Source organism: Thalassospira sp. NFXS8 (assembly GCF_040148805.1).
Taxonomy (GTDB): Bacteria; Pseudomonadota; Alphaproteobacteria; order Rhodospirillales; family Thalassospiraceae; genus Thalassospira.
In genome coordinates this window covers 1,011,254-1,035,110 of record NZ_JAGEMF010000002.1, presented here as the reverse complement: position 1 = coordinate 1,035,110, position 23,857 = coordinate 1,011,254, and the positions used below count along the sequence as shown (strand labels likewise).

The window sequence follows — 23,857 nt, the reverse complement described above, 5'->3', positions numbered from 1 at the left end:
CCACCGGATGTTGGCACGGTGAAAATGCCCCGGCATCCCGCGCACCCCCTCACCAATTGATAATAGATTGCAAAAACACGTGACAAACGGGTGATTTCATCGGTTCATAAGGGCAGGAACGTCCAACACACTGGATCAGCCATGAAAATTGCCATTCTTGATGACTATCAGAACCTTGCCCTGCAGTCGGCCGATTGGTCAGAACTGCAAAAGCAGGCAGAAATTACCGTTTTTCACGACACGATCACCAACGAGGATGATCTGGTTGCCCGTCTGGCACCGTTTGATGTTTTGTGCATCATGCGCGAGCGCACCCCGCTGCCCGGTTCCCTTCTGGACCGGCTTTCAAACCTGAAGCTGATTGTGACCACCGGCAAGCGCAATGACGCGATTGATATGGAGGGCGCAACGCGTAACAGCATCACCGTATGCGGTACCGAAAGCCCGTCCACCGCCACGCCAGAGCTAACCTTTGCCCTAATATTAGGTTTGGCACGGGGCATTGTGCCAGAGAATGCATCGATGCAGCACGGCGGCTGGCAGATTGGCCTTGGGCAGGATTTGGCGGGGTCAACCCTTGGCATTATTGGTTTGGGCCGACTGGGCGGCAAGGTGGCACAAATTGCCAAGGCGTTTGACATGAACGTTATGGCGTGGTCGGAAAACCTGACAGCGGAGCGATGTACTGAACTGGGCGTACAAAAAGCCGGCAAGGATGAGCTGTTGGCACAAAGCGATTTCATCACCATCCATCAGCGCCTGTCAGATCGCACTGTAAACCTGATCAGCCAGGTCGATTTTGAAAAAATGAAACCGTCGGCCTTTTTGGTCAACACATCACGCGGGCCAATTATAAATGTTGACGACCTGCTCGACGCCACCAGCAAGGGCCTTATAGCTGGCGCCGGCATCGACGTTTACGACCAGGAACCCCTTCCCGCCGACCACCCGTTGCGAAAAAGCGACCGGTTGCTGTTAACCCCGCATCTGGGATATGTGACACGCGAAACCTGGAAAATCTTTTATGGTCAAACAGTTGATGCAATTTTAGCCTGGATGGACAAGGCACCAATTCGGGTTATCACCTGAAAAACCATACAAACAATTGTTTGATTTCAAAATGTTAAATCAGCGTTCTCCAATCAAGAATAGGGGGCGCGCCAAACGCGCATAGCCTGCTTTTTTACCGCTTGTTATGGTCCGCGTCGTCAAACAGCCACTGGAACGTCCCCGCCAGCGGTTTCGGTATTCTGTCTGTGCGAACTGCCTGACCTCCGCCCGGTCAGAAGTCGACGCCAGACATTGAAAACCGGCCCCGCTTGCCATGGCACCAGCCCCCGCTGAATGACAGCTTATATGCAGCCTTTACTGGCGCAAGCCTATGAACAGGCAGAAGGTCGATCCCACCCCGACCTTCTGCCTGTTCTTTTTTCAGATAAAATTCCACCAATATCAGATGCCTGAAAAACCGGTGTCTTCATAAAAAACAATCCGTGATGAAAAACATCGTCTGTTCTGCTTGCATCGCAAACCCGTTTAATTCTGCCATTTATCCCCTCTGCCAAAAGCACAGCCAACTCACAAAACGTAATACACTTAGAATTTTCTTATACCAATTATCATACATTCTATTAGCGATCCGTCGCCAAATCAGGCACACCAGAGACACAAACCAACGAAAAAATGGCGGCAAACAAGCTGCAATAACGGGAAGTCTTCTGTCGCGGAATTGACGGCACAATTTCATTCCCCACATTGCAATTAAAAATAGCTGCCATATGGAAACGAAAAACTTATGCCTGAAGCCCCTTAAGAGGCGCAGGTATCGGTTGCCAATCAGGAACAAGGTAATGACCGAATTCGCCGTTACAGGCATGATTTTTTCGGCGCCTGCGGTCGCGCCCCTATTTTTGCCCCATCCACAGGTTTTGTCTGCCCCCCTTGCCGCCCGCCGGGCCAACCTGCACCACCGGAGCCATTCATGAGCAGTATTATGGATGCGTTTGCCGTTATTTTCAGTTTTTCCGGCCTTGCGTGCCTTGTTATCGGCACAGCCGTTGGCGTCGTGGTGGGTGCGTTGCCGGGGCTGGGGCCGTCCATCGGCATTACCCTGCTGATCCCCTTTACCTATAACATGCCGCCCGAACTTAGCATGTTGTTGCTGGTTGCCCTTTATATGGCAGCAGAATATGGCGGATCGGTCAGTGCCATTTTGCTGTCCACGCCGGGCACGGCGGCCGCCGCAGCAACCGCAATAGACGGTTACGCCATGACCCGTCAGGGCCGCGCCAACGAGGCATTGGCCGTTTCCCTTAATGCATCTTGTGTTGGCGGCCTGATCGGGGCGTTTGCCTTGCTGGTACTGGCAAAGCCGCTGGCATCGGTCGCGCTTGAATTTGGCCCGGCGGCTTATTTTTCGGTCGGTCTGTTTGGTCTCACCTCGGTTGCGTCGCTTTCAAGCGGGTCGCTGGTCAAGGGGCTGCTGGCCGGGGCCTTTGGACTTGCCATTGCCACCATCGGCATTGACCCCATTTCGGGTGTGCCGCGCTTTACCTTTGGCGTGCCCGAACTGTTTGAAGGCATCCCGTTCCTGACCGCATTGATCGGCCTGTTTGCCGTATCCGAAGCCTTTAGTCTGGCCGAAGGCGGCAAGTCCGAAACCCATAGCATCACACCCCGGGTTCGTTTTGCCCTGCTGTCCCTGACACAGTGGCGCAAACTGGGCAGCACCATTGTTTCGGGCTCCGTGATCGGCACGCTTTTGGGTATTTTACCTGGCGTAGGCGGCAATATAGCCTGCTGGGTTTCCTACGATTTTTCCCGTCGCCGGTCAAAAAACCCCGACGGCTTTGGCAAGGGCGAACCTGCCGGTGTTGCCGCACCGGAATCAGCCAATAACGCCACAGTCGGCGGTGCAATGATCCCGCTTATGGCACTTGGCGTGCCCGGATCACCAACCACGGCGGTTCTCGTCGGCGCACTTATTTTGCACGGCTTGCGCCCCGGTCCTGAACTGTTTGCCAGCGAACCTGTCCTGGTCAACACGGTTTTGTGGGGGCTGGCAATGACATCAATCGCACTGTTTTTTGTTGGATCTTTGCTGTTGCCGGTATGGGGCTGGGTATTGCGTCTGTCCAATTCTGTCATTGCAGTGGGCATTGGTTGCATGGCGATGCTGGGTGCCTTTGCACTGCGCAACCTGATGTTCGATGTCTATATGACGCTGGCTTTTGGCGTTCTGGGTTACATCCTTAAAAAATTCAAAATCCCGATGGCGCCGATTATTCTGTCGATGGTGCTGGGATACCTGATCGAAACCAATTACCGCACCGCCCTTGTTACGTCGCACGGCGATTACGCCATCTTCGTGACATCCCCGCTTAGCCTGCTGTTCCTTGTGCTAAGCGTGCTGAGCTTGCTGCTGCCAATCTGGGGCAAGCTGAAATCGCGCCGCTCAAATGCGACCAACCAAACCACTTAAAACAAAAATCCCGGGAGGAAGAGACCATGTCTTCGAAATTGTCAAAAATCATCTCCACCGCTGTCTTTGGTGCATTGCTTGGCACGGCAGGCGTTTCCCATGCTGCCGATTTTCCCGAACACCGGGTAAACCTGGTGGTATGGGCCGGTGCAGGCGGCGCGCTTGATACCTATGGCCGCGAATTGTCCAAATTGCTGGACGAACAGGCGGGCTGGCAAACCAAGGTTGTCAACCGTCCGGGCGGTAGCGGATCTGTCGGCATGTCCTATGTGCTAAACCAGCCAGCCGATGGTTATAACATTCTGGTTCACACCAGCACCCTGACCTTTAGCATCGCCCGCAACCTGATGCCCTATAAACTCGACGATCTGCGTTTTGTGCGCGCCATGCAGGGCGAGCCCTCGGCACTGGCCGTGCGCAAGGATGCGAATTTGCAGTCGGCACAGGATTTTGTCGATGCTATGAAAAAAGACCCTGAAAGCCTGCGCGTGGGCGGGTATGGCACCGGCGGATTCCACCAGTATATGCTGTATCAGTTCATGACGGCCAAAGACTTCAAGGCGGGATGGATCCCCTATGACGCCTCGGGTAAAGTTGCCCTCGCCCTGATGGGGGATCATTTGGATGCCGCCATGATGACCCCGTCCAGTGGCCTGTCACAGGTTGAAAGTGGCGATATTCGCCTTCTGGGTATTTCCACCGAAGAACGCTCCAGCTATTTCCCCGATGTTCCGACCTTCAAGGAACAGGGCATTGACCTTGACGACATGGTCTGGCGCGGTGTTTCGGTCAAAGCTGGCACACCGGATGACGTTGTTGCCAGCATTCAGGCCGCACTGGACAAGGTTCAGGCCAGCGACGAATGGAAAACCTTCATGAAACAGCAAAAGCAGGAAAACCTGTCGATCAAGGATGGCGATTTCCGGTCGATGGCGGAAAAACAGCTTAAAACCCAGTCCGAATTTCTCAAGGACGCCGGTTTCCAGAAATAACTGTTATGTTCTGCGCTGCGGCCTTCGGGCCGCAGCCAACACTGGTACGAACCATGACCCGATTTTACGAACCCCTTCTTGCCATTGTTTTTTTAGCCTTTAACGCAATCTATCTTTATCTGGCACTGGCCCTGCCGCAAAGCCCCCTGCCCGATGATGTCGGACCGGCACAACTACCTGTCGCCATTGCCATTTTCGGGCTGGTGCTAGCCGTTCTGTATGTGCTGCAGTCGTGGCGCAAACAACCCGGCACCAAAGGACCAATCCCGATAAAGCTGGTCGCTTTCATTGCTTTGGTGGTGCTGGCTTCTATCGTATCGCCGCTAATCGGCATGGCCCTGACCCTGTCGTTGTTTGCGGCCATCGGTGTGGTTTTGCTTGATGGCATACCGGCATGGCGCACCGCAGTGGTCACCGGTGCCTGCATGTTTCTGATCGGTTTTGCCGGGTTCAGTTGGTTGCTGGACTTGCCCCTGCCCTAGACAGAAAACCGCCCCACACCTGATATTCCGGACCATAAAACAAATATCGCGAATGACCGGGGACCCTGTCGGCCTGGCGCCGTATCCCCTGCACGAAAAGGACACGCTACCATGACAATCGAACAACAGGCCGTTGCCTTTCTGGGGTTTGGCGAGGCTGCAATGGCCTTTGTCAAAGGCTGGGATACACATCGCCCGGCGACCATCAAGGCATTTGATATCAAAACAAACGACCCCGATGTTACCGTTCGTGATGCCAAAAATGCCGACTATCAGAAACTGAATGTTCTTGGTGCTGTAAGTGCCGCCGTCGCCATGACCGATACCAGTGCCGTATTTTCGCTGGTCACCGCCGATCAGGCAGCTTTGGTTGCCGAAAATGCTGCTGCGTCTTTCCCCAAGGGGGCATTTTTCTTTGATTGCAATTCCTGTGCGCCGGGCACCAAACGCCGCAATGCCGAAAAAATAGAAGCCGCAGGCGGGCGTTATGTCGACGTTGCCGTCATGGCACCGGTTTACCCGAAACTGCACAAGACACCGCTTTTGCTTTCCGGGCCCCATGCCGAAGCCGGCCTTGCCTATCTGGCCGACCTTGATATGGCCCCGGCCATTGTGCAGGGCGACATTGGCGCAGGATCGTCAATTAAAATGATCCGCTCTATCATGATGAAGGGGATGGAAGCCCTGTTTGCCGAGTGTGTTTTGGCCGGGCGCAAAGCCGGGGTCGAAGAAGCTGTTCTGGCATCGCTTGATAAAACCTATCCCGGTTTCGATTTCCCCGCCAAGGCCGGTTATATGCTGGAACGTTCGATGACCCACGGCATTCGCCGGGCCGCCGAAATGGAAGAAGTCGCCTTAACCGTACATGAACTGGGCCTTGCCAATGAAATGGCAAAAGCCACCGTTCAATGGCAACGCCGCATTGGTAACCTGAAACTTGACGCAGGCGAACTGGAATACCAGGACCGCGCCGACATGATTCTGAAGGCGCTGCAAGACTGATTTAACACCCGCCAACGCCAGGCAATCAAAGGGCAGCGGCCTTAGCGCTGCCCTTTTGGGCGTTATAACACCGGCATCCTGCTACCAGATATCATTCGCGCGGCGGCCAATGTCAGTCAAACGGGATAGAAAATCGCGCTGGATTGCTGTTGGTGACCATCCCTTGCGCATGGTAAGGCCAATCGGGCGTTCAGTGTCTGACAATGCCAGCGGCAAACGCCGCAACTCGCCATATTTTTCTTCCTGTGCAATTTGATGGCGCGAAATAATGGTTAACTGGTTGCTCGTCGACAATAACCGGCGAATCAAAACCAGCGACCCGGTCACAATCACACTTTGCGGGCGAAGTCCGCCTTCGGGAAACATGGTTTCAAAATATTCCCGGGTCGGTGCCCCGCGACGCGGCACAATCCATGCACAGGCGGCCAAATCGTCCAGAGTAATGTTGTCCTTGGTCATAAGCGGGTGATTAACCCGTGCTACAATCGCCAGCGGGTCATCAAACAACCGTTCCTGCATCACGTCATCAACAGGCACCGGGTCACGCAACGCCCCAATTAAAATATCAATATCGCCATGGCGCAGGGCAAACAGCAATTCACGATAGGGCCCGTCAATAATACTAATCCGGGTATCGGGGGCGTGGCTCAAAAGATCATTTACGGCAGCGGGCAAAATGGCACTGCGCGCCAGCGGCATACTGCCAATTGCGACACGCCCGCCGCGCCCCCCTTTCCATGCTTCAATTTCATCATAGGCCTGATCAAGCTCCATCAGGGCCAGTTTGGTGTTCATCACCAGAATTTCGGCCTGCTTGGTCAGCAAAATGCCGCTACTGGCTTTTTCAAATAGCGGCACCGCACATAAATGTTCCAGATCACGGGCGGCCCGATGCAAGGACGGCTGCGAAATACCAATCGAACGCGCGGCCAAACTGAAATTTCCCGCTTCGGCAATGGCAACCAGGGCGCGCAACTGCACGCTGGTTACCAAATGATGCAATTTTGCCGTTTGCCCATGCTGGCGGCGCGCGCTGCGCATGATTTCCGCCATCCCCGTTGCCAGGTAATGCTGCATCCGCCCCACCCGGTTAACAAACAAACGGCCAATGTCAGTGGGAAACACCCCTTCGGGACGGCGATCAAATAAAACGCTGCCTAAAACCATCTCCAGCTTTGCGACCGCCTGTGTCACCGCTGGTTGCGACATGAATACTTCATTGGCCGCCGCACTAAAACTTCCGGTTCGCAGAACGGCCTCACAGGCCCGCAAATGCTTAAGGTTCGGGATCGCCACGTCCATAAATTTTCTTTCACACTTATCGCATTTCAACCGGACTATAGAAAAAAATTATAGCGATTGTCACGGGTTCTATTTCCTCAAACCGGCAATCGCGCATAGGGTCTGTCCCACAAAATCAAAGATCCGAAAGGGAGTTCGAAACGTGAGCGACACCAAGCCAACCGCACTGGTTATCAGTGCCCATTCCGCCGACTTTGTCTGGCGCTGTGGGGGTGCCATCGCCCTGCATGCGGCCAAGGGATACAATGTCAGCGTGGTTTGCCTGTCCTATGGCGAACGCGGAGAATCGGCCAAGCTGTGGAAAAAAGACGGTTGCACGCTTGAACATGTCAAAACCGAACGCAAGCGCGAAGCCGAAAATGCCGCCAGGGCACTGGGCGTACACGATATTGAATTTATGGATCTGGGTGACTACCCACTGGAAGTGGGCCGCGATGCCAAATTCAAGCTGGTCGATATCATCCGCAAAGTTCAGCCCAAATTCATGCTGAGCCACAGCTTTGTCGATAATTACAATACCGATCATTCCCTTGCGACCCGGGTTGCCATTGAATGCCGCATGATCGCACAGGCCTGGGGCCATAACCCCGGCGAGAAAGTTTTGGGCGCACCACAGCTTTACCTGTTTGAACCCCACCAGACCGAACAGATGGAATGGAAACCCGACCTGTTTTTGGATATCACCGATGTTTGGGACAAAAAATGGGCGGCCATCCAGTGCATGGAAGGGCAGGAACACCTTTGGCATTATTATGAAAATGTTGCCGAAAACCGCGCCAATCATTTCCGGCGCAATTCTGGCGGACAGGCCGGGGGCCGGGCGGCAAAATATGCCGAAGGTTTCCAGTCGGTCTATCCGCGCACAGTGGATGAACTCTGATGGGGAAAGTTGTACAAAATATTGCGCGAACCGATCTGGGAATTGTCGACGGTTTGGGAAAATGCGGTGTTGCCACGGTTCACGAGGCACAGGGCCGCACCGGTCTTTTACAATCGCATATGCGCCCGATTTACCCCGGCGCACGCGTGGCTGGCAACGCCGTCACAGTTTCCATCGCCCCGGCCGATAACTGGATGCTGCATGTCGCGGTCGAACAATGCCAGGAAGGCGATATTCTGGTGGTTGCGCCGACATCACCCTGCGATACCGGCTATTTCGGCGAATTGCTGGCGCGATCCTTGATGTTTCGCAAGGTGCGCGGCCTGATTATCGAAGCGGGTGTACGCGACGTGCGCGATTTAACCGAAATTGACTTTCCGGTTTGGTCAAAGGCCGTTTCGGCACAAGGCACCGTCAAGGAAACCATTGGTTCGGTCAATGTGCCCATCAATATTGCCGGGGCCATCGTCAACCCGGGGGACGTGATTGTTGCCGATGATGACGGCGTCTGCGTTGTTCCCCATGAAAACACAGCCGAAACACTGGAAAAATCGCTGGCCCGCGAAGACAAGGAAGCCCGCACCCGCGCCCGCCTGATGAAGGGGGAACTTGGGCTTGATATTTACGACATGCGCGAAAAGCTGGCGGCCAAGGGGTTAAAATATGTCTAGGGCCATTCGCTGCATGTGGATGCGTGGCGGCACGTCAAAGGGCGGATACTTTTTGGCCGATGACCTGCCGACCGATACGGCCGCGCGGGACGACATTTTGCTGCGCGTTATGGGCTCGCCCGACCCACGACAGATCGACGGCATGGGCGGGGCCGACCCGCTGACATCCAAGGTTGCGATTGTCAAAAAATCCACCCGGCCCGGTGTCGATGTTGATTACCTGTTTTTGCAGGTATTTGTGGATCAGGCCATTGTCACGGACAAGCAAAATTGCGGCAACATGCTGGCCGCGGTTGGCCCCTTTGCCATCGAACGCGGCCTTGTTGCCGGGCAAAACGGCGAAACCGACGTCTCCATTTATATGGAAAATACTGGCCAAACCGCCATCGCCACCGTGCAAACGCCAAACGGCCAACCCGATTATAACGGCACCGCCCGGATCGACGGGGTGCCGGGCACAGCGGCAGGCATCCCCCTGCTGTTTACCGATACTGCCGGGTCAAGCTGTGGGGCATTGCTGCCCACGGGCAATTCTGTCGACATCATTGATGGCATTGCCGTCACCCTGATTGATAACGGTATGCCCTGTGTGGTTCTGGCAGCATCTGATCTGGGCATTACCGGCCAGGAAACCCGGGCAGAGCTTGAAGCCAACGAAGCCTTGCGCGCCCGACTGGAAAAAATCCGCCTGGCAGCCGGACCAATGATGAATTTGGGCGATGTTACCAGTGCGTCCGTTCCCAAAATGTCGATGGTTTCGCCTGCCACAAATGGTGGGACCATTTCCACCCGTACCTTTATTCCCCATCGCTGCCATGCCTCTATCGGGGTTTTGGGCGCGGTCAGTGTCGCCACGGCCTGCCTGTTGCCAAACAGCCCGGCCAGCATGGTGGCCTCTTTCGCCAAGGGACAACATCTGTCGCTTTCGGTCGAACATCCAACCGGACAAATGGGGGTTATCCTGAACCTTGATGATACCGGCGCAGTTACCCGGGCTGGCATTTTGCGAACGGCACGCAAGCTGTTTGACGGGGAAGCCTTTATCGATTAATCCACGGGGCCAACTAGAAATCCGGCGGTTAAGCCTTCATTGCCCGCCCGATAATCAACATTCACCAATCCCCTGTACATCGCACGCAGGGGATTGGTGTTGGGTTACGGTGTGGGCACGCATCATGTGTAGCACCAACCCCTAAAACGACATTTCCCGGATCACGGCTGCCGCGACCGCCTGATACATTTGCACGGCCAGGCTGCGGGCCGGGGCATCAATTTCCAGGGTTCCCCGTAAAATAGTTTCCAGCTTGCCGTCTTTGTTGCCTTGTACTTTGTTGTCACGTAACGGCACATCGGCGGACGTTGCAGTCTCTGACGCCGTTTCTGGCGGGGCCACCACATATCCCGATACCCGGTACACAGCATCAACCGGGACAAACCCGCCATTGTTATCAGGGCGTGCCGCCAATGGCCCGCCATTGGTTGAACTAAGGGCCGGCGCCTCCAGTGTCGGGGAATTAAACCGGTCTACCCGATCGATCTGTACGTCAAGAACAGGCCGGGTGATTTGATCGGGGTAAAAACGGGCACTGGCCGTAGGCGGCAGGCGCATGACATCGCCTTGCGATACATAACCGATCAAACGGTGTGTTCCGTTCTGGTCCACAATACGCATCAGGTTTTTTCGGCTACCGATCCAGCTTTGTCGATGCACGATATCGTTGATATCGCGTACCACCCCGTCAAACGGGGCGCGCACCACCAACTGTGCCTGACGGGCTTCCAATGCCGACAAACTGGCGCGAAACCGTAAAACTTCCTGCATTCGGCTTGCAACATCTTCCTGAAATTCATTGCTGCTACGCGCCTGCGCCAGTGTAATTTCGGCTTCACGCAATTGCAGGGCCATGCTGCGGCGTTTGCTGGTCAATTCCGGTGACTGCATCCGTAACAATACATCTCCGGCCTTAACCTCGTCACCTTCCCTAACCAGCACTTCTTCAATAACACCGCTGCCTGGGCTGATAATTTCGGCCTCTCCGGCGGCCTGTAACTGGGCACTGGCCGAAATGGTTGTCCGCCACGGCACCACCAAAATTGCAATTCCGGCAATCAGAAGGACCAGCAAGGTAATATTGGGAACAGTCCAGTGGGCGTGGTTCCGCATTTTCCACCACATCCTTATTTCATTGATGATCGGCAACAGGATGAACCACAAAATTTCCACCCCGAACAATACGATGCCCAACACCTTGAAAAACAGGTGATAAACAACCAGCGCAATGCCCAGAAACAGGAAAAAACGATAAATCCATACCGCCACCGAATAGGCAATCAAAACACGGCGGCGATGGGCACTGGCCGGTTCAGGCGGCGGCACATTCAGGGCAAATAAAAACTGCCGCAATGACCATTTGGTCATGGCAAAAGCCCGGTTTTGCAAATTGGGAATGCGTAAATAATCCGACAGCAAATAATACCCGTCAAACCGCATCAGCGGGCTTAGATTAATCAGAAGCGTGGTAATCCAGGTTGCCGACGCCATCAAAAAAACGGCACTGCGCGCAGGGCCGGATGGGACCACATGCCATAAAAACGTAGCCACCAGTGCCAGCATCAGTTCCACACGAATGCCCGCCGCCGCCACACGCAGCTTTTCACTGCGTTTGGTTAACCGCCAGGCATCGGATGTATCGGTATAAAGAACAGGGTACATGACCAGAAACGCCACCCCCATGGTCGGCACCCGACAGCCATATCGTCGTGCAGTATAGGCATGGCCCATTTCATGCAAAATTTTAACCGCCGTCAGGGTTACCGCCATCCAGACGACACCCTGGAAATTGGCAAAGCCCATAAAGGTTGCCAAAAAGGCATCCCATTGGCGAATGGTCATGACAATGCCAATCACGCCAATCGCCAGCACCAGCCATTTAACAAAGTTTGATGCAAAAAAATCGGCCAGCCACTGGGTTTGCGCCAAAAAACGGTCCGGTCGAAATAACGGTACGCGCACAAACAGGTAATTATGGATCAGCCATTTCCAGAACGGGGGCTTCCCGGCATTGGCAATACGCGAAAATTCTGCCACAACCTCGGCTCCAACCCGCATCAACAGGCCACTACCGTGCAAAAACGTTATCAGGCTGCGAATATCCGCCTGATCCGGGGTTAACACTGTCTCCTGCCGGATACGATCAAGCAGCAACGATGCTTTCCCCAGCGACCAGCGCCGCAGCATTTCAAACGCGGCATAGCCAATGCGGAAATAACGGTTTCTCACCGGGTCATGAATAATCCAGCAGGGCGCGCCATATTCATCATTTTCGGCTGGCAAAAGGCGTAAATCCTGGCGCAGCGGCGGCAAGGGAATATCCTCTTGCTGGCCCATCATTTCTGCCACCGTTGCCATGCCCGTCACATCCCGATTTTCTGGCGCAGCGCCACAAGCGGCCGACGCAACAAAAACAGCACCAGTGGCACTTCATCCCCCAGCAACTTGGCCGATCCTTTAAGGCCAATGCGTGGTGGCGGGTTATCCTCCCCAAAGCTGGCAACGGCTCGATAAGCCAGCACCCCGTCAGGTGTTTTCACCGGCTGGTAGGATGAAAGTTCCAGTGTTGCCGGAATGGAATGTAATGGATCCACATCCAGAAAAAGGCGCACATCCGCACCGGGTTCCAGATTGATCGCGTCGGAAACCGGAATGTAAATTGCCAGGTCAGCTTCATCGGGCCGGGCCAGCGACATTACCTGTTCACCCGTTGCAACCGGGCGCCCCCGCCAGCGATTTGGGTCGCCAAACACGGCGATGCCGTCTACCGGAGCCTTCACATCAACCTGCGATAACTGATACCCGGCATATTGGGCCTGTTCCTGACGCAAGGCCAGTCGCGCCTTGCGCAGGGCAACCTCCGCCCGTCCCTTGGCATCGCCAAATGCCTGCTGGGCGGCACGGCGCAATTCGGCATCGGCTTCGTCTACCGATCGCAACGCAACTTCGTAATTGGCGCGAAGTTCGGCATCTTCAAACGAAAACAAAATATCGCCGGCCTTTACCTCGGCGTTCGGGCGCACATTAATATCGCGAATAACGCCGTTAATTGGTGCCGCAACTGGCACCGGGTCATGGGCAATCACATCGGCCGGGGCGATCACACTTTGATGTACGGGCAAGGCCAGCACCGCCAACAGGGCAATCCCGACACCAATACCGGCAAATTTCCTTAAACCCGGCCGCGATTTGCGCAACCGCGCCGACGGCTTCAACAGCGAGCTCCAGGCGTGCCCGATTGAATCTGCCAATTGATCAAGCAACACCAGTTCCGCTTCCTGCCAGGGTGCCGTGCGCGTTAAAATCAGCCCGCCAATTTCGGTACCATCCGGAGCTCTTAATGGCTGCCAGAACACACAGGATGGCAAAAATTCCTGCCATTCACTCTGCAATTTTTCCGGTAATGTGCCAGGTTCCAATGTTGCCGGTTTGCTTAATTCGCCATTGCTGCCAAAAGTTTTTAACAGCCGTTCTAAAAACCGGATGTAAGGCGCATTACGATCCAGCGTTGGCACATTCGATACGGAAAGGGCGCGATATTTGCTGGCCCCGGTTTTTGAAACCAGTATCGCCTGCTGATACGAGATCAGCCGTCGCGGCTCGCTGACAACGGCAAAACGAAAGGCCGTCAAATCGGCGGCATGACGGATTGATCGTTCGATCCCCATCAACAATGCCCACGGGGTCTCACGTATCAGGTTTTCTTGCGCCATAAAGGGTTGTCGCCTGTATTGATGGATAAAAACAGTTCCGGGCCAAATATCGCCGAAAATGCAAAGTCAGAAACTCACGAACACGCAAAATCCGGGTCCGCCAGAACTATGGCAGGGCAGCCTATTGCGACACATGCCCGTCTACAACAGCCCGTCCGCTCATCCCGGGCGAAAGTGTTTTGGCATCGTCACCCAAGGATGCATATATTTTTACGGTTTGGCTAACAGGGTCAATTCTTGCGCCAATTCGTGCCACCTTGGCACGAATGTCGCTGTCGGTTTCTTCGATATGCGCCGAAATCCCCTGACCAACCTTTAACCAGCCCAGCCATTGTGACGGGACAATCAATTCCAGTTCCAAATCGCCAGACCCGACAATCTCGATCAGTTGATCGCCCGGATTGGCTGTTTGATACGGCTGACTATGCCAATCCACAACCGCACCGGCATAAGGGGCGGTAATTTTGCAGCGATTTAAATAAACATCCTGCAACTGCAATTGCGCCTTGGCACGCTCAACCGCGGCCTGGGCCATAACAACATCCAATTCGCCAACTGTGCGTAATTCCGCCAGCCGTTGCTGCGCCTTGTATTGTGCATTGGCCTGGCGCAAATCTGCTGCCACAGCAGCACGCTGCGCCCGATAGGCCGAACAATCAAACACCACCAACACATCGCCCTTGGCAAACCGCGTGCCGGGCCGCTTGGGCATATCGGCAATGCGCGCCGCAATTTCGGCCGACAACAATGCGCGGCTGCGCGTTGCCACCAGGGCCCGGGCCTCGGTTACCGTTGCATCCGTGCCATTATTCCCGTTCGCCCTGTTATAAAACCCGGCATCATTTCCCGATATTTCGGCATCCGAACCCGACATGTTAATGTCCGGCGTCAGGTAAGGATCAACAGGCCGGTCGGTGCCGGTTGCGGTTGCATCACGGGCCGATTGCGCAAATGCAGTGATGGGCAGCATAAAGCCACCCATCATTGTTAGTGCCAGGAAAAAGGCTGCCCGGGCTGGCAAGCGATACCCGACCCGCGCATTTTTTGGCCTGCCTGCCATCATTGTGTGGCCTGCGCGTGGTTTTCTGCCATCGCGGTATCGTGACCTTCCGGCACTTTGACGGCTTCGGCCTCGGCCACAACGCCGCGGGCGTCAAACTGGCCATGTTGCCACTGGTTCATAACGGTGTGGATCCCCTCGGCAACGCTATCAAGCGAGTCATCGGCAACATCACCGGGCAACGGATCAACCCCGATAGAGGCAAAAACCTGCCCATAGGCGGCCTGCAAATCAGCATAGGCCATGTCACGTTGCAATCCTGAAAGCAATGAACGCACCTGGGCACGAATTTCATCACTTTCACCAACAGTATTGGCCGAACGCTGCGCCTGCATGCTGCTCACAATACGGCCCTGCACGTTTGAAATCCGGTCTGCCAGTTTAAAATCGTCCAGCGCATGATTAAACCGAAGCTGCGCAATATTAACCTGGCTGATCACGGCCATGCTAAGCGCAAGGCTACGCACCTTTGAAAGTTCAATTTGCGTATCGGCCAGCTTCATGTTTGCCGGTGCCTTGAACACCTGCATCAGGTTCCACGACAGGTTTAGTGCCCCGTCATACCAGCGCGAATTCACCTTATAGCTATCGGTCGTATGATTAATCCCGGCTGAAAAGTTAAGCCCCGGCACCATCTGGATCAGGGCGATTTTTGAATCGCGCTGGTTGATCCGCAACTGATACGCTTCAGATCGCAATTCCGAACGGTTATGCAGCGCTTCCAGCTCAAGCTGGTCGGAATCCATCGCGATGGATGGCAACGGATGATTTTCGGTGCTGCTGTCGACCAGGGTAAATTCGCTGTCAGGATGAATATTCATCAACACCGCAAGTTCGGTGCGGGCCTCAATCAGTTGACGGCGACGGGTTTCAAGTTCGCGCAGGGTAACCAGCAGGTCTTCCTGATAGCTAAGCGCATCAAGCTGGCCCCCAATCCCTTCATCAACCTGCTTTTGCGACCGGCCAAGGGCCCCCCGAACCCGGTCCAGCACCTGATCAAAATCCTTCAGGGCACGATCGGCCGCAACGGCGCGCCAATACGCCCCCCGGGTTTCATTCACCACACTATGGATCACCTGACGACGACGTTCGGACACAATCAGGGCCATATCGGCCTGTTGATGGGCACGCATATAGCCGATGGCAAAATCCAGGACATTCCAGCTTACCGAAAGGTCAGATTTGCGAATGGTACGGTCCGAACTGACCGACGTGGATGTCTTTTGTTCGTTATAGGTGCTGTCGCGGTTATTGCGGGTGGTCCAGCCGGTTTTGGCGACCACATCAGGCAGTAAATTGACATTGGCAACGTCAAGCTGCCCCATCGAAACCGCCTCTTCCATCAGCTTCAAACGATGGTCGAGGTTGTATTTCAACGCCCGTGCAATCGCATCATCAAGCGTTAACGGACCATCTATTTTTTCCTGGTTGGCAAACAGCCGGTTTAAATCCGACTGGACCCGGCTATCATTTTCCGCCTGGGTTAGCGGCTCTGGCGTTACCGCACAACCGGCCAACAGTAACGTCCCCAACACGGCAACAGGCACAATGCCCTTACGCAACCGCGCGCTGTTCAATCGCACAGAACTGCTAAACAATCCCGATCTCCCTACTTTCTGCCGGTTCATCCTGAACCGGCAGCCCCAAAACAAATCGTAAAATGCAGTTAGCACATCAGCCCTTAAGCAGCTGACGCGTCATAATGTGACAAAGCCTTCGACAACAGGCTGGCATGACGATCAAATGCATTGCCAGCGCCGGCCAACTGGTCGGTAAAATCCATATTTGCAGCGGTATCGAACGGCGACATGCCAGGTACCATCAGGCTTCCCTGAACATTGCCGGCATCCGAAGGCGGAACGTCGCCATTTTCATTCCCCGACGAATTATCAGGGGCACCATCCGGCGACGCTGCAGAAGGTGAATTATCGGAAGATGGTTCCGCGCTACCGTCCTGCTCACCTTGCTCCGGTGCCTGTTCGGGGGCCTGTTCTGCGGGCACGTTCCCTGCCGGTGCAGCATTTGGACCACCACCGCCATTTATATCTTCATTCCCCGAAGGCAGATCATTCCCCCCGCTCCCATCTGGTCCATTGCCAGTTGCCCCATTCACAGGCCCCTGTCCGCCAACACCAGACCCTTGCGATGTAATCAACTGGCTCCGCGCGGCAAGAATACCCGTTCCGCCACCTACATCGCCGCCAAAAATGGTTTGCCCGCCACTGTTCCCGAAAATCGAGGGCGGTGTTGCACTTTCGAACCCGGCCATAACAGGCGTCGGACTGGTATCAATCGGGCTTAAACTACCCAGTTGCCCCGTCACCGGCTGCGCAATATCGCCATTGTTCCGACCGCCAAAATCAATCGCAGAACTCACCGGCGTCCCTGCGTCACCAAGGCTTCCATTACCCGGTGGCGCCATAACCGGTGGCACGGGTGCCGGATCTGGCGCGGATGGCGGTGCAGGCGGCACAACAGTCGGCCGCGGCTGAACATTGATGGTCAAATCGCTGGTCGCGGTTAAATGTGCGGATGCATCTTCGGTCGCGGTAATCCGAAGCGCGATATTTCCGATAAAGTCACCCGGCACGGTGCCGCTAAAGGTAACATTGGTGCCATTCACGCTATAGTTCAGCCATTGCGGCAGGGCAGATCCATCTGCCAGCGTTGCCGTAAAGGTCAAATTATCGCCATCAACATCGGCAAACCCTGCCACTGATAACGAATAATTTAACGGCCCGCCATTTTCGACCGTTACACCCGGCAAGCCACCTGGCCCCGTTGGCGCATCATTAACGTCGCTGACAACAATGCTGGCTGATGCAACTTCGTTTGAAAAGGCAGCAGTCCCGCCAGATGTTGTGGTATCGGCCGTGTTTCGAATTCCCGATGTCGACGCCACCCCGGTGGTCTGGTCCCATGCTTTAAATGAAAGCGACGCCGTTTCACCATTTTTGCCATCGGGCACAAACCGCACCTGGCTGGAAGAATTAAGCAACAAGGCAGAAGTGGTCGATGCCGGGCCAATGGTTACCCAGGTTGTACCATCCGTAGAATATTGCCATGTGCCATTGCCGGTCAGGCCGGTAATCGCAATCCCGGAATTTGCACCAGCATCGGCGTCAGCATAACCGGCACTTGTCAGAATAGTCGAAACTGCCGTTCCCGAAGACGTGGTATCTTCGTTTGTTGTCGGCAGTGTAACAACGCCGCCATTTGTCAATGTCGGGGCATCATTTAAATCGGTAACCGTCAGGCTTGCCGATGCAGTGTTAGTGGAAAACGCCGAGGTCCCGCCCGATGTGGTTGTATCAGCAGTATTAACGCCCCCATTTGTCGATGCTGACCCCGAGCTCTGATCCCACGCCTTAAACGAAAGTGTTGCCGTTTCGCCGTTGTTACCATCAGGGATATACCGCACCTGACTGCTCGAGGTCAGCAATACAGCCGCGTTGCCGGCAGCAGAGGTAATATCCACCCAACTGGTGCCATCGGTTGAATATTGCCATGTGCCATTCCCGGTCATTCCGGTAATCGCAATCCCGGAAGTCGCCGATGTATCAACATCACTATACCCTGCACCCGCCAAAATGACAGAAACAGCCGTGCCCGATGAGGTGGTGGCTTCGCTTGTGCCCGTTAACTGTACCGTGGCCCCGTTTGTGAGATCAGGGGCATCATTAACATCGCTGACAACAATCTTAATCGACGCATCTTCACTGGAAAATGCCGAGGTCCCGGCCGATGTGGTGGTATCACCCGAATTAATAATTCCATTGGTCGACGCCGTACCACTGGTGGTGTCCCACGCCTTAAACGACAGCGTAGCCGTTTCACCGTTTTGGTCATTGGGAACAAAATGCACCTGTGTCGTCGATGACAAAAGAACAGCAGCAGCGGGGGATGCCGCACTGATTGTTGTCCAGTCGATGCCATTAAGGGAATATTGCCAGGTTCCGTTTCCGGTAAGGCCTGTAATTGCAATACCGGATGACGCCCCTGTATCGGCATCTGCATATCCTGCCGATGTCAGAATGTCGCTAATCGAAACGCCAGAAGACGTTGTGTCTTCATTTGTTCCCGTCAGCGTCACAACGGCGTTGTCGGTCACTGTCGGCGCGTCATTTACACCGGTCACAGTCACAGACATACTGCCAAGGTTAACATTCCCCGATCCGTCACTGTCATTGGCCTGAACACCAATGGTGGTCACCGCCGTTCCGGACGCATTCGCAGCAGAGGTGTATTTGACCGCACCTGAGGCATCAAGATAGGTATTGATTGCCGAAACCGTGCCCGTCAGGGTCAATGTTGCGGTACCTGTACCACCAACCGTCACACCGGTTCCATCCGATGCAGCAAGCGTTCCGGCCCCGGCACTAAAAGTCACGGTGATATCACCGCTGCTATCAACATCGGCAAACGTAATCGCCGAAAGATCAAGATTACTGGCTGTATCTTCGGTTACCGTTACCGTCGCAGGCACCCCCGTCACCGTCGGGGCATCATTAACATTGGTTACAACCACCTTGGCGCTTGCCGTATTAACCGAGAATGCCGAATTGCCACCGGTTGTCGAAACATCTGCGGTCTGAAGGCTCCCATTGGTCGAGGCTGTTCCGCTGGTCTGATCCCATGCCTTAAACGACAGGGTCGCAGTTTCGCCGTTGTTTCCATCAGGAACAAAGTGCAGTTGCGTGGTCGAGGTCAGCAACACAGCTTCAGTCGTCGATGCCGAACCAATCGTCGTCCAGGTCGTACCATCGGTTGAATACTGCCAGGTTCCGTTTCCGGTAAGGCCTGTAATTGCAATACCGGATGACGCACCGGTATCAACATCGCCATAGCCGGCTGACGTCAGAATGTCGCTAATGGAAACCGCAGACGTGGTCGTATCCTCATTGGCCCCGGTCAGCGTCACGACAGCATTATCGGTTACTGTTGGCGCGTCATTCACACCGGTAACAGTAACAGACATGCTGCCAAGGTTAACATCACCCGACCCGGCACCGTCATTGGCCTTTACACCAATGGTAGTCACCGCCGTTCCCTCTGCATTCGTAGCAGAGGTGTATTTGATGGCCCCAACCGTATCAAGATAGGTATTGATCGCCGAAACCGTGCCCGTCAGGGTCAATGTTGCGGTACCTGTACCACCAACCGTAACATCGGTTCCATCCGATGCAGCAAGCGTTCCGGCCCCGGCCGTGAACGTCACGGTAATATTACCGCTGCTATCAACATCGGCAAACGTAATCGCCGAAAGATCAAGATTACTGGCTGTATCTTCGGTTACCGTTACCGTCGCAGGCACCCCCGTCACCGTCGGGGCATCATTAACATTGGTAACATTGACTGACATATTGCCAAAATCAACATCACCCGATCCTGCACCGTCATTAGCCTTTACACCAATGGTGGTAACACCCGTTCCTGTCGCATCCGCAGCAGACGTGTATTTAATGGCACCGACCGTATCCAGATAAGTATTGATCGCCGAAACCGTGCCTGTCAAGGTCAGCGCCGTACTGGTCCCGCCAACCGTAACACCGGTTCCATCCGATGCAGCAAGCGTTCCGGCCCCGGCCGTGAACGTCACGGTGAGGGTCGCGCCACTATCCACGTCGGTAAAGGTAATCGCCGAAAGATCAAGATTGCTGGCACTATCTTCGGTTACTGTCACCGTCGCGGGCACACCCGAAGCCGTAGGAGCATCATTCACTCCGGTGACATTGACCGACATATTACCAAGATCAACATCACCCGACCCGGCACCGTCATTGGCCTTTACACCAATGGTAGTCACCGCCGTTCCCTCTGCATTCGTAGCAGAGGTGTATTTGATGGCCCCAACCGTATCAAGATAGGTATTGATCGCCGAAACCGTGCCCGTCAGGGTCAGCGCCGTACTGGTTCCGCCAACCGTAACACCGGTTCCATCCGATGCAGCAAGCGTTCCGGCCCCGGCCGTGAAGGTCACGGTGAGGGTCGCGCCATTATCCACGTCGCTAAAGGCAATCGCCGAAAGGTCAAGGTCGCTGGCGCTATCTTCGGTTACCGTTACCGTCGCAGGCACACCTGCAACCGTCGGCGCATCATTTACAGCAGTTACCGTGATAGACGCCGTATCCGTTGCTGTTGAAAAAGCAGTATCTGCACCCGTCGATGTCACAGAAACCTTGCTGCCAGCAGAACCGGAACCCGTCTGATCCCAGGCATGGTAGCTAATGGAGGCTGCGGTCGCATTTTCACCATTGGGCACAAACCGAACCAGATCGGTTGAACGCAACAAAAGCGCACCGGTTTCAGATACCGCACCAACATTCGTCCAGTTACTGCCCGCGTCAGTCGAATATTGCCAGCTTCCGTTACCACTGGTTAACCCTGAAATGGCAATCCCTGTCACGGCTCCCGTATCGGCGTCAGTGACACCGGTCAAAAAGCTGCCAACAGTCTGGCCGCTATTTGTTGTCGCATCTTCGTTGATGCCCGTCAGTATCGGCGATGCCGGTGTCAGCACAGGCGCATCATTTGGATCTTCTGCATCAATATTGATGGTCGCAACAGTCGCATCTGTTGTGCCATCATTGGCTTTCACCGTAATTGCCGCAACATTATCGCCCTGGGCACCACTTGCCGTGGTGTATTTGATGTTGCTGGACGTACCAAGATAAGCATTGATATCGGTAATACTGCCCGCAAGGGTGATCGTGGTCGCATTCACCAGAGCGGCCGTTACTCCGCTGCCAACACCGCTACCATCTGCCGGGCTGGAAAAAGTCCCGGCATTAAGCGTAAGCGTTACAGTCAAACTGGTGCTGTCAACATCGGCAAAATCAAGCGCCGACAGGTCAAGGTTGCTTAGGGTATCGGTAAACACCGTCACATCTGTTGGTGCGCTGGCCGTTGGCGCATCATCAACGGCGGTAATAGTCAGGTTAATATCCCCAAGCGTAACGGTACTACCGCCACCGGTGCCGGTATTGCCCCCATCGTTGAGCGTAACGGTAATCTTTTCACCGCTACCATTGATATTCTCGCCAGGCTTATAAGTAATATTGGTCGGCTGGTTGATATATGCCTCAAGATCGGACAGTGTTCCCTTCAGCGTAATTGTATTCGTGGTATGGCCAGAGAGCTCGAGAACGCCTGAAGCAGATAAGTAAAACACGCCAGAGCTTGCCGTTAAAACCAGGGTGAGATCACCCGACCCGCTGTCGACATCGACAAGATTGATAGAGGTCAGATCAAGTGACGCCTGTGTATCTTCGGTAAAGGTCAAGCCGAAGGGAAAACCCGTTTCATTTGAATCGGTGGAACTTTGCGATGTCGGATCGTCGTTGACCGCCGTTACCGAAACGGTCTTGGTTGCCGTGTTGCTATCGTCGGTTCCATCATTCACTGTAATGGAAATGGTGCGGGCAGCTTCACTAGGGGCATCCGAACTGTTGGCATAGGTGACCGAGCGAATTGCCGACTGCCATTCAGCCGCTGTCGCAGTACTTCCGCTTGAGGTTAATGTCAGCACACCGGTAGAACTATTGTAACTGCCGGTGATATTTCCCTGCGAACCGCTATTTGTGTATGCCAGAACATCCTGTCCACTGGAAAAATTCCCGGTTACAGAAATTGTCGCGCTAGCGAATGTTGCACTGTCAGAATCGGTAACCGTAAACCCGCTATCAATAACAGTGCCGGAGCCATTCTCGGTATAAGACGTCGTGCCACCCGATGTGGTTGCGACCGGCGCACTATTGGTTGGCGCGGCGGTAGCGACAAGGTTATCCATCTGGAAAGTGCCCGGCCCCGCCATGGCAATAGAAAAACTGGTAGCATTTGCATATCTGCCATCAAAACTAAAATTACCAGTACTGAAGTCGGAATCGGCATCTGTATTGGCAACATAACTTATTCCGTCACCCGAACTACTCGTCGCGAGCTTGAAAGAAAAAGTTCCCAGAGAGGTCGCGCCATTATAAACAGTAATTGTGGCTTCGCGGTCCGCATCTGTTGAATAGAATATGCCGAAATCGAAAGACGTTAGCGTAAAATGGCTCCCGTCCTTAGCCTGAACGGTAAGCGTAAGTGCATTGGTATTTTGCGAAGTATAGGGCCCGTTTATCTCAAGAACTTTATCGGTTCCAGGTCCATCCGTGTTAAGCGTACTTGGTGTTGTGTAAGAGCTTCCTTCACCAACAACAAAGTTGGTTGTGACAGAAGATGTGTATGTCCAATCGCCGATATCTACTGTCGTAATGCCAGGATCGATACCAAAACCTGCCGAGTCTATGCCGTCATATGTCTCACTTGATGCCAACAACGCATCGAAACCATTACGGGCTGTCTCGGAAAGTGAAACAGCCGTTTCAATACCACCACTTGATACTTCCAGATCCCAGTCCCCGCCCTGGTCCACGGCACCGGTCGCATCGTTCGACGCGGCCACATCCGCCCCGGTCAGGCTTGCCATAGCGTCAACAAATGCCATGCCCCGCTGATCACTGCCCACGTCACAGCCATAAAGCAGGATATCGCCGGTTTCGGTAAGATGAGTACCAATTTCGGCAAGTGCATCGGACTGTGCAGAGAGGTCGTTAACCCCGATAACCGTTCCGCCCAGATTAATGGCACCAATTGATCCATGCGACACCAAATGAACCGCATCAAGCTGGCTATAAGAAGACAACAAGTCAGCTATCTGTGACAAAGACCCGTCTGACTGGAAGGTAATAACCGTAACATCGCTGGAAAAGCCTGCTGCCAGTTTTTCGTAGCCTTCAATCGTCGTATCGATCAGGGCAACTTCATGTATTTGCTGGTCATTATTTGCCGGGATGGCGTCGGGCGTTACAGTCGCCGCATCACTTCCCCCGGTATCACCGGTGGATGAAGCTGCAGGACTGGCGTAGCTGCCGCCACCTCCAGATGACGCGTCAGATGTATTACCGTCGCCGGTACCATTATGGCCGGAAGGATCGGCAGCGGCAGCTTCAGCCTGCGCCTGTGCGTCCTGTGCGGCTTCGGCTCCGGTTGCTGCACCAGCAGCATCAAACATAAAGCGTGGCTCCAGACACATCGGCTGAATTCGCGAAAATCCACCATCAACCAGCGCGGTTGCGCCTTTTAAACGATCAAGATGTGTCATTTGTTTGCTCCCAGCAGGCTTTACCTGATCCCCTGATCTGAAACGCAACCAGGATTGCACTGATTTCAGACCGATTAA

The 23,857-nt window shown here is 54.4% G+C and carries 14 protein-coding genes; 8 read left to right on the top strand and 6 right to left on the bottom strand.

From position 1 onward, the window contains the following. The first annotated feature begins 141 nt into the window (after positions 1-141). The 5 genes from J4E05_RS13840 to J4E05_RS13820 all read left to right on the top strand — a co-directional run bounded on the left by J4E05_RS13840 (position 142) and on the right by J4E05_RS13820 (position 5,957). Positions 142-1,089 (top strand): D-2-hydroxyacid dehydrogenase family protein, encoded by a 948-nt coding sequence (locus J4E05_RS13840; protein ID WP_349596548.1) that lies wholly within the window; start codon positions 142-144, stop codon positions 1,087-1,089. A gap of 892 nt (positions 1,090-1,981) precedes the next feature. After that, entirely contained in the window at positions 1,982-3,481 is a 1,500-nt protein-coding gene (locus J4E05_RS13835; RefSeq protein WP_349596546.1) for a tripartite tricarboxylate transporter permease, read from the top strand. Between the two features lie 26 nt (positions 3,482-3,507). Then, the gene (locus J4E05_RS13830) at positions 3,508-4,473 is read left to right on the top strand and encodes a Bug family tripartite tricarboxylate transporter substrate binding protein (protein ID WP_085595031.1); all 966 of its coding nucleotides are present in this window, start codon (positions 3,508-3,510) and stop codon (positions 4,471-4,473) included. A gap of 53 nt (positions 4,474-4,526) precedes the next feature. Then, complete coding sequence (locus J4E05_RS13825; RefSeq protein WP_349596543.1) at positions 4,527-4,955, top strand: tripartite tricarboxylate transporter TctB family protein; 429 nt, start codon at positions 4,527-4,529, stop codon at positions 4,953-4,955. A 111-nt stretch (positions 4,956-5,066) separates the two neighbouring features. Beyond that, the gene (locus J4E05_RS13820; RefSeq protein WP_349596540.1) at positions 5,067-5,957 is read left to right on the top strand and encodes an NAD(P)-dependent oxidoreductase; all 891 of its coding nucleotides are present in this window, start codon (positions 5,067-5,069) and stop codon (positions 5,955-5,957) included. Between the two features lie 81 nt (positions 5,958-6,038). On the opposite strand, the gene J4E05_RS13815 is transcribed toward J4E05_RS13820, so the two are convergent. After that, complete coding sequence (locus J4E05_RS13815; RefSeq protein WP_085595025.1) at positions 6,039-7,259, bottom strand: LysR family transcriptional regulator; 1,221 nt, start codon at positions 7,257-7,259, stop codon at positions 6,039-6,041. A gap of 142 nt (positions 7,260-7,401) precedes the next feature. Between J4E05_RS13815 and J4E05_RS13810 the strand changes: the two genes are divergently transcribed. From J4E05_RS13810 to J4E05_RS13800, 3 genes are read left to right on the top strand one after another with little or no spacing between them, the layout of a single operon-like run. After that, the gene (locus J4E05_RS13810) at positions 7,402-8,139 is read left to right on the top strand and encodes a PIG-L deacetylase family protein (protein ID WP_349596537.1); all 738 of its coding nucleotides are present in this window, start codon (positions 7,402-7,404) and stop codon (positions 8,137-8,139) included. Then, complete coding sequence (locus J4E05_RS13805) at positions 8,139-8,810, top strand: 4-carboxy-4-hydroxy-2-oxoadipate aldolase/oxaloacetate decarboxylase (protein WP_349596534.1); 672 nt, start codon at positions 8,139-8,141, stop codon at positions 8,808-8,810. The genes J4E05_RS13810 and J4E05_RS13805 overlap by 1 nt, the downstream gene beginning before the upstream one ends. Beyond that, positions 8,803-9,861, top strand: coding sequence for a 4-oxalomesaconate tautomerase (locus J4E05_RS13800; RefSeq protein WP_349596532.1), 1,059 nt, complete (start codon positions 8,803-8,805; stop codon positions 9,859-9,861). The genes J4E05_RS13805 and J4E05_RS13800 overlap by 8 nt, the downstream gene beginning before the upstream one ends. Before the next feature lie 141 nt (positions 9,862-10,002). Here J4E05_RS13800 and J4E05_RS13795 read toward each other — a convergent pair whose 3' ends face one another. From J4E05_RS13795 to J4E05_RS13775, 5 genes are all read right to left on the bottom strand, one after another. Beyond that, positions 10,003-12,219, bottom strand: coding sequence for a site-2 protease family protein (locus tag J4E05_RS13795; protein ID WP_349596529.1), 2,217 nt, complete (start codon positions 12,217-12,219; stop codon positions 10,003-10,005). A 5-nt stretch (positions 12,220-12,224) separates the two neighbouring features. Continuing rightward, positions 12,225-13,574, bottom strand: coding sequence for an efflux RND transporter periplasmic adaptor subunit (locus J4E05_RS13790; protein ID WP_349596526.1), 1,350 nt, complete (start codon positions 13,572-13,574; stop codon positions 12,225-12,227). A gap of 121 nt (positions 13,575-13,695) precedes the next feature. After that, positions 13,696-14,544 (bottom strand): efflux RND transporter periplasmic adaptor subunit, encoded by an 849-nt coding sequence (locus J4E05_RS13785; protein WP_349596523.1) that lies wholly within the window; start codon positions 14,542-14,544, stop codon positions 13,696-13,698. 89 nt (positions 14,545-14,633) lie between these two features. Continuing rightward, complete coding sequence (locus tag J4E05_RS13780; protein WP_168184986.1) at positions 14,634-16,232, bottom strand: TolC family protein; 1,599 nt, start codon at positions 16,230-16,232, stop codon at positions 14,634-14,636. A gap of 83 nt (positions 16,233-16,315) precedes the next feature. Continuing rightward, the gene (locus J4E05_RS13775) at positions 16,316-23,779 is read right to left on the bottom strand and encodes a DUF4347 domain-containing protein (protein WP_349596519.1); all 7,464 of its coding nucleotides are present in this window, start codon (positions 23,777-23,779) and stop codon (positions 16,316-16,318) included. Positions 23,780-23,857: the final 78 nt, after the last annotated feature.

Excerpts from the sequence above, each read along its gene's own strand:
- J4E05_RS13820 (WP_349596540.1), top strand. The coding sequence starts at position 5,067 with ATGACAATCGAACAACAGGCCGTTGCCTTTCTGGGGTTTGGCGAGGCT.
- J4E05_RS13830 (WP_085595031.1), top strand. The coding sequence starts at position 3,508 with ATGTCTTCGAAATTGTCAAAAATCATCTCCACCGCTGTCTTTGGTGCA.
- J4E05_RS13785 (WP_349596523.1), bottom strand. The coding sequence starts at position 14,544 with ATGCTGCCCATCACTGCATTTGCGCAATCGGCCCGTGATGCAACCGCA.
- J4E05_RS13790 (WP_349596526.1), bottom strand. The coding sequence starts at position 13,574 with ATGGCGCAAGAAAACCTGATACGTGAGACCCCGTGGGCATTGTTGATG.
- J4E05_RS13815 (WP_085595025.1), bottom strand. The coding sequence starts at position 7,259 with ATGGACGTGGCGATCCCGAACCTTAAGCATTTGCGGGCCTGTGAGGCC.
- J4E05_RS13835 (WP_349596546.1), top strand. The coding sequence starts at position 1,982 with ATGAGCAGTATTATGGATGCGTTTGCCGTTATTTTCAGTTTTTCCGGC.
- J4E05_RS13775 (WP_349596519.1), bottom strand. The coding sequence starts at position 23,779 with ATGACACATCTTGATCGTTTAAAAGGCGCAACCGCGCTGGTTGATGGT.
- J4E05_RS13840 (WP_349596548.1), top strand. The coding sequence starts at position 142 with ATGAAAATTGCCATTCTTGATGACTATCAGAACCTTGCCCTGCAGTCG.
- J4E05_RS13825 (WP_349596543.1), top strand. The coding sequence starts at position 4,527 with ATGACCCGATTTTACGAACCCCTTCTTGCCATTGTTTTTTTAGCCTTT.
- J4E05_RS13795 (WP_349596529.1), bottom strand. The coding sequence starts at position 12,219 with ATGGCAACGGTGGCAGAAATGATGGGCCAGCAAGAGGATATTCCCTTG.
- J4E05_RS13800 (WP_349596532.1), top strand. The coding sequence starts at position 8,803 with ATGTCTAGGGCCATTCGCTGCATGTGGATGCGTGGCGGCACGTCAAAG.
- J4E05_RS13805 (WP_349596534.1), top strand. The coding sequence starts at position 8,139 with ATGGGGAAAGTTGTACAAAATATTGCGCGAACCGATCTGGGAATTGTC.